The organism is Rhizobacter sp. P2_D12 (assembly GCF_056404395.1).
In genome coordinates this window covers 1-7,089 of sequence record NZ_JBFUEB010000185.1, presented here as the reverse complement: position 1 = coordinate 7,089, position 7,089 = coordinate 1, and the positions used below count along the sequence as shown (strand labels likewise).

The 7,089-nt window shown below is 66.1% G+C and carries 5 protein-coding genes and 1 tRNA gene; 4 read left to right on the top strand and 2 right to left on the bottom strand.

The window, feature by feature from the left end; all coding sequences use genetic code 11:
* Positions 1-316: EAL domain-containing protein (locus tag AC1DYN_RS30955; RefSeq protein WP_477966370.1), on the top strand; the 316-nt coding region annotated here is incomplete at its 5' end.
* 10 nt (positions 317-326) lie between these two features.
* Here AC1DYN_RS30955 and AC1DYN_RS30950 read toward each other — a convergent pair.
* Complete coding sequence (locus tag AC1DYN_RS30950; RefSeq protein ID WP_477966368.1) at positions 327-1,112, bottom strand: TonB family protein; 786 nt, start codon at positions 1,110-1,112, stop codon at positions 327-329.
* Between the two features lie 250 nt (positions 1,113-1,362).
* Between AC1DYN_RS30950 and dnaG the strand changes: the two genes are divergently transcribed.
* The 3 genes from dnaG to AC1DYN_RS30935 all read left to right on the top strand — a co-directional run bounded on the left by dnaG (position 1,363) and on the right by AC1DYN_RS30935 (position 6,063).
* A complete protein-coding gene (gene dnaG / locus AC1DYN_RS30945) occupies positions 1,363-3,330 on the top strand; it encodes a DNA primase (RefSeq protein ID WP_477966366.1) in 1,968 nt (655 codons plus the stop codon).
* A gap of 320 nt (positions 3,331-3,650) precedes the next feature.
* Positions 3,651-5,870: an RNA polymerase sigma factor RpoD gene (gene rpoD, locus AC1DYN_RS30940; RefSeq protein WP_477966364.1), complete on the top strand. Its 2,220-nt coding sequence runs from the start codon at positions 3,651-3,653 to the stop codon at positions 5,868-5,870.
* A gap of 114 nt (positions 5,871-5,984) precedes the next feature.
* Positions 5,985-6,063 (top strand) — tRNA-Ile (locus tag AC1DYN_RS30935).
* A 473-nt stretch (positions 6,064-6,536) separates the two neighbouring features.
* On the opposite strand, the gene AC1DYN_RS30930 is transcribed toward AC1DYN_RS30935, so the two are convergent.
* A partial coding sequence (locus AC1DYN_RS30930) for a DUF3987 domain-containing protein (protein ID WP_477966362.1) occupies positions 6,537-7,089 on the bottom strand: 553 nt, incomplete at its 5' end.

Here is a 7,089-nt window from a genome sequence, read left to right as displayed (position 1 = left end):
CACCTACCTGAAGCGGCTGCCGCTGGACATGCTGAAGATCGACCGCTCGTTCGTGCAGAACATGCTGCTCGACCCGCAGGACCACGCCATCGTCGCCGGGGTCATCAGCCTGTCGCGCACCTTCGGCTGCACCGTCATTGCCGAGGGCGTCGAATCGCGGGCCCAGGCGCAGCGCCTGATCGCGATCGGCTGCGACATGGCCCAGGGCAACGGCATCGCGGCGGCGATGCCGTCGAACCAGGTGGTCGACTGGGTGCGGCAGTACCGCGGCGTGATCGCGCCCGACGCGCCCGTGGCGGCCAGGACGCCGGCCTGAAAGCCCGACCTCAATCGAGGTTGAAGCCCAGCTCGACCATCCCTTCCTGCGCCTCGCGCACCGGCTGGAAGCGCCACTGCGAGACAGCCGCCAGCGCGGCGCGGTTCAGGCGCACGCTGGTGGTGGCGACGACCGAGGGCGTGCTCACCGATCCGTCCGGCAGCACCTCGAAGCGCACGCGCACCGTGCCCTTGCGCAGGTCCAGCATCACCGCACGCGGGAACTGGGGTTCGACCTGGGCCACCGGCACCAGCTGCTCGATCTCGGCCTCTTCGGGTGCGGCCACCGCGGGCGGTGCCGCGGCATCGGGCATCGCGGCGGGCGGGGCATTGCGAGCGATGGCCGCGTTGCTCATGCGGGCGGCTTCGTTGTCGACCGCCGAGACCGGCGGCGCGGCGGGGGCGGTCGCCACGGTCGCGGCCGGCGTGCTGCGTACCGGGGCCGGAGCCGCGGTCACCGCACCTTCGGCGCTGCCCTCGCCCGCCCTCGCGACCTTGGCCACCGGCTTCGGAGCGACGGCGGCCGGCGCCGCGGCCGTCGCCGGTTTCTCGTTGGCGTCGCGCACTTTGCGCGGCTTGTCGGAGTGGATCATGATCCAGTGGAAGACCTTCTCGGCGTCGCGCTTGGCGCGCTCGCTGGGCGCGGCCTCGTCATTGCCGCCAGGCGCCGAAGCCGCCTGCGCATGCGCCGCCTGCTGCGTGAAGATCAGGCCCGCCAGCAACAGGGCAAGGCACAGCGGTCGAAGAAAGCGATCGTTCCGGAAACGCGCCTGTACCGGCGTTGAGTTGAAGTGCACACGATTCCTTCCGAGGTCTTGTTCACGGCGGACACGCGACGGAACGTCAGGCGGGGTCTCCGCCGGACGCCTTTGGCTTTCCGGTCTGACATGCCCCAACGACATGTCATCGGGCCTTCACAGTGCAAAAAGTGTACCGAGGATGGTCACCCTTGCGTCAATCGGTAACAGCCCCACGCGCGATGGCGTGCATTGCTGCACACGATGGATGGAACGCATGAACCCTGCGGCCGTTCGATAGACTGCCGGGGTGATCCCGCCGACCTTCATCCAGGAACTGATCTCCCGCATCGACATCGTCGAAGTCGTCGGCCGCCACGTGCAGCTCAAGAAGGCCGGCATCAACCACAAGGGCCTGTGCCCGTTCCACGGCGAGAAGACGCCCAGCTTCACCGTCAGTCCGACGCGCCAGACCTACCACTGCTTCGGCTGCGGCGTGCACGGCAATGCGCTCGGCTTCCTGATGGAGTATTCGGGCCTGGGCTTCCTCGACGCGGTGCGCGACCTGGCCCAGCAGGCCGGGCTGGCCGTGCCGGAGGACGACCGCTCGCCGCAGGAGCGCGAGCGCGCCGCCGAGCTGAAGGAGCGCCAGGCCACGCTGAGCGACGTGCTGGCCAAGGCCAGCGAGCACTACCGCAAGCAGCTGAAGGCCAGCCCGCGCGCGATCGACTACCTGAAGGGCCGCGGCCTGAGCGGCGAGATCGCGGCCGCCTTCGGGCTCGGCTACGCACCGGATGGCTGGCGCGGCCTGGCCAGCGTCTTCCCGCGCTACGACGACGCGCTGCTGGAGGAAAGCGGCCTGGTGATCTCGCAGGGCGACACCGAGGAGGAACGCAAGCGCTACGACCGTTTCCGCGACCGCATCATGTTCCCGATCCGCTCGGTGCAGGGTGACGTGATCGGCTTCGGCGGGCGCGTGCTCGACAAGGGCGAGCCCAAGTACCTGAACTCGCCCGAAACGCCGGTCTTCATCAAGGGCCGCGAGCTGTACGGCCTGCACGAGGCGCGCAGCGGGCTGCGCAAGCGCGGCTACGCGCTGGTGGTCGAGGGCTACATGGACGTCGTGGCGCTCGCCCAGCATGGCTTCGGCAACGCCGTCGCGACGCTGGGCACGGCCTGCACCGCCGAGCACGTGCAGAAGCTGTTCCGCTTCACCGAATCGGTGGTCTTCAGCTTCGACGGCGACGCCGCCGGGCGGCGCGCGGCCGGCCGGGCGCTGGAAGCTTCGCTGCCGCATGCGAGCGACACGCGCAGCATCCGCTTCCTGTTCCTGCCGACCGAGCACGACCCCGATTCCTACGTGCGCGAATTCGGTGCCGAGGCCTTCGAGGCCTGCATCGCCCAGGCCGTGCCGCTGTCGCGCCAGCTGGTCGAGGCGGCGCGTGACGGCGGCGACCTGTCCACCGCCGAGGGCCGGGCCAAGTTCCTCGCCAACGCCAAGCCGCTGTGGTCGGCGCTGCCCGAAGGCGCGCTGAAGCTGCAGCTGCTGGCCGAGCTGGCGCAGCAGGGCGGCATCGGCGTGGCCGACCTGACGCACCTGTGGCAGACCGCAGCACCGGCACGGCAACATGGGTCGTCGTCGCAGCGCCACGATCCGGGCCACGACGGCCCGCCGCAGGACGCGGGCGAACCGCCGCCGCAGCGCGAACGCTTCCAGCCGCGCGGCGAAGGCCGCGGCGGCAACTGGGGTGGTGGTGCCGGCCGCGGCAAGTGGAACAAGGGCCGGCGCGGCGGCATCGACGGCGACGACGGCCCGTTTCCGCCGCAGTCGCGCGTGCGCAGCGTCCCCGCCAGCCCGGCCGACACCGCGCTGCGCCTGCTGCTGCTGCACAGCGACTGGTGGGATCAGCTCGGCGCCGACGACCACGAGCTGCTGCACGAGCTGCCCGCTCCGCACGGCGCGCTGGTGACCTGGCTCGAGCGCCAGTTGCTGGAACACGGCGCCACCCCCTGGGCCGCGCTGGAACAGGCCCTGCACGCCGGCGAGTGGGCCGACGATGCCCGGCGCCTCGTGCCGACGGACGCCCTGCAGAACGAAATGCAGTTCGCCGACCTGCGCCGGGTCATCGACGGCATGTGGGTCGCGGCGCTGACGGCGCGCCAGGAGGTGCTGATCCAGCAGGCGGCCACCGACCCGCAGGCGCTGGCGCAATGGCGCGAACTCGACGCCCAGCGCCGGCGCCGCCTGCAAAGCCTCCAACAACCAACTTTGACGTAACAGTTACTTTCGACGATAATCAAGGGTTTGTTACGGCAAGAGTGACAGCAGCACCTCCGGGCCCCGGCCACCCTTTGAACCAGGGTCCCCACGCAAGGCCACCCCTTCCCCGCAAGGACTGCGCGTCGTTTTGATGGTCACGTGAGCTTGCCCATTTGATTGCGGCCCCAAGCTAAGGCTTGTTCGGGGGCCCCGCTACGCCTTTGGACCTCCGCCGAACAGGGCCTTTCCAGGTCACCTGCCGGCGGGTCGGGCGTTGGCCGGAGCCGCTGGCCAAGCCTTCCGATCGCCGCGATGACCACCACCATTCGAGGAACTGCATGACCGCGAAGAAGAGCGCCCCCGCCAAGGCAGCACAGCCTGCCGCTGCGTCGAAAGCCGTGAAGGCCGGCAAGGCCGAGGCCGAAGACAAGAAGAAGGCGGCCGCCAAGCCTGCGGCCGCGAAGCCCGCCGCCGAGGCCAAGGGCAAGCCCGGCCGCAAGCCGAAGGCGGGTGCCGTCGCCGCCAAGAAGGAAGAAGTGCCTGAAGAGGACTTCTCCGACCTCGAAGCCGACCTCGAAGGCGAACCCGAAGTCGAAGTCGAGGCCGCCGGCACCGACGACAAGGCCGTCAAGGCCAAGCCGCTGCGCATGAAGGTGTCGCGCGCGAAGGAGCGCGCGCTGATGCGCGAGTTCGGCCTCGACGAGACCGCGCTCACCGAAGAAGAAGTCGCCAAGCGCCGCCATGAGTTGAAGACGCTCATCAAGATGGGCAAGACGCGCGGCTTCCTGACGCACCAGGAAATCAACGACCACCTGCCCGAGAAGCTGGTCGATGCCGACATCCTCGAAGCCATCGTGTCGATGCTCAACGACATGGGCATCGCGGTGTACGAGCAGGCGCCCGACGCCGCCACGCTGCTGATCGCCGGCGGCGGCACCACCACCGCCACCGAGGAAGAAGCCGAGGAAGCCGCCGAGGCGGCGCTGTCGACGGTCGACTCCGAGTTCGGCCGCACCACCGATCCGGTGCGCATGTACATGCGCGAGATGGGCACGGTCGAGCTGCTGACGCGCGAAGGCGAGATCGAGATCGCCAAGCGCATCGAAGGCGGCCTGCAGGCGATGATGCTGGCCATCAGCGCGTCGCCGACCACCATCGCCGAGATCCTGGCCTATGCCGACCGCATCGGCGCGGCCGAGATGACCATCTCCGAGGTGGTCGACGGTTTCGTCTCCGAGGACGAGGCGGACGACTACGTGGCCGAGGAAGACGTCGACTTCTTCGACGAGGAAGACGACGACGACGGCAACGGCGGCAGCAAGGCGCTGACCAAGAAGCTCGAGGAGCTGAAGGGCGCGGCGCTGACCAAGTTCGCCAGCCTGCGCGACAACTTCGACAAGATGCGCAAGGCCTTCGAGAAGGACGGCTACCAGTCGGCGCCGTACAACAAGGCCCAGCAGGCCATCAGCGCCGAGCTGATGACGATCCGCTTCACCGTCAAGACGATCGAGAAGCTGTGCGGCATCCTGCGCTCGCAGGTCGACGACGTGCGCCGCTACGAACGCGAGCTGCGCAAGATCCTGGTCGACAAGTGCGGCATGCCGCAGGAATACTTCATCAAGAACTTCCCGCCCAACATCCTGAACCTGAAGTGGGCCGAGAAGGAAGCCGCCGCCGGCAAGCCGTACAGCGCGGTGCTGGCGCGCAACCTGCCGCCGGTGCAGGAGCTGCAGAAGAAGCTGACCGACCAGCAGGCGCGCGCCGTCGTGCCGCTGGAAGACCTGAAGCAGATCAACAAGCGCATGAACGAGGGCGAGAAGGCCTCGCGCGACGCGAAGAAGGAGATGATCGAGGCCAACCTGCGCCTGGTGATCTCGATCGCGAAGAAGTACACCAACCGCGGCCTGCAGTTCCTCGACCTGATCCAGGAAGGCAACATCGGCCTGATGAAGGCGGTGGACAAGTTCGAATACCGCCGCGGCTACAAGTTCTCGACCTACGCGACCTGGTGGATCCGCCAGGCCATCACGCGCTCGATCGCCGACCAGGCCCGCACGATCCGCATCCCGGTCCACATGATCGAGACGATCAACAAGATGAACCGCCTGTCGCGCCAGCACCTGCAGGAGTTCGGCTTCGAGCCGGACGCGCCGACGCTGGCCGAGAAGATGGAGATCCCGGAAGACAAGATCCGCAAGATCATGAAGATCGCGAAGGAGCCGATCTCGATGGAGACCCCCATCGGCGACGACGACGATTCGCACCTGGGCGACTTCATCGAGGACACCAACAACACCGCGCCGATCGAGGCCGCGATGCAGGCCGGCCTGCGCGACGTCGTCAAGGACATCCTCGACAGCCTGACGCCRCGCGARGCCAAGGTGCTGCGCATGCGYTWCGGCRTCGAGATGWCSAMCGACCACACGCTGGAAGARGTSGGCAAGCAGTTCGACGTSACCCGCGAGCGSATTCGCCAGATCGARGCSAAGGCGMTGMGCAARCTGCGYCASCCRTCSCGCTCGGACAAGCTCAAGAGCTTCCTCGAGAACAACAGCTGATTGTTGATGCGGGCTTGACGAGTCTGTACTAAAGGCAATATGCTCTCGCCACTTCGCTCATCACGTTCGTGTTGATGCGCAGGTGGCGAGTTGTTTGCCACTATCCCAGTTTCTGGGCCTCTAGCTCATGCTTGGTTAGAGCAGCGGACTCATAATCCGTTGGTGCCGTGTTCGACTCACGGGAGGCCTACCAATTAAATCAATGACTTAGAAGGTTATGCTGAGTTGGGCTTACTGCAATGTGCAAGTCAACGTGTTGTCAGTACCCATCTAGTACCCGGGCTTCATCAGCCTACATGTCGAACCCACCCCTTATCCGCTCTGGTGTGACCTGAGATGTATACGACCAGAATTTGGCACTTCAACCAAAAAGGCACTTAGTGTGACTGTTTGCCAACTGACCCCTGCATTGGTTGCGCCGATTGTTAGCATATATGGCTGAATGAAAGGAACCGCCTGCGGGCGTGGTTGCCCAGATCATGGGGCATAAGCCGAGCGCCATCGCTGAGAAACATTATCGGCAGCGTCCGCTTGATCTCTTGCGCATGTGGCACACTAAGATTGAAGATTGAAGATTGAAGATTGAAGATTGAAGACTGGATGCTGGAGGAAGCCGGTATCGAGTTCAGGCCAGCCGCGCCGGTTTTGCGCGCGGCGGCTTGACCGTTATTGCTGTGCCTCGAAACTTGGCGTGTAGAGGAGGGTATTTTTGTTGCGCCCAGGGCTAGTCGTCACTTTGCCTTGGCGCACGAGGGCTTCGATCACGGCCTTCCGCTGCTGCGGGTGCGCAGAGCGGTAAGGGCGGCAACGGTCGGCCAGCAGCCCGTCAGAAATGGGCTTGCCCTTGTTGTTGACGAAGTACTCGCTGACCTTCTGCACCACAGCCGTCTCCAGCTTTGCGTGAACGCTGTCGAACAAGTTTGCGCGGATGTCCGCGATGAACGCTGCTGTCGCTTTCTGCACGATGTCCATGCCCAGGGTGAAGCACTCCGCACTGACCTCGGTGGCCCATGGGTTCTCTGCGAGCGCCAACGTCAAGGCGACCCGTCCTGCGTTTTCAACCACACGCGACATCATGTTGCTGTCCAGTGCGTCGACCGTGGCGTTCCGGCGCTCCACTGCGCTGACCTGGGCTGCGCGGAACAATGCAGTCGCCTCGTCGGAATACGGGACCTTCACGGGGCGGTAGCTACCTTTCGTGATCACCTTAAGATTGGCA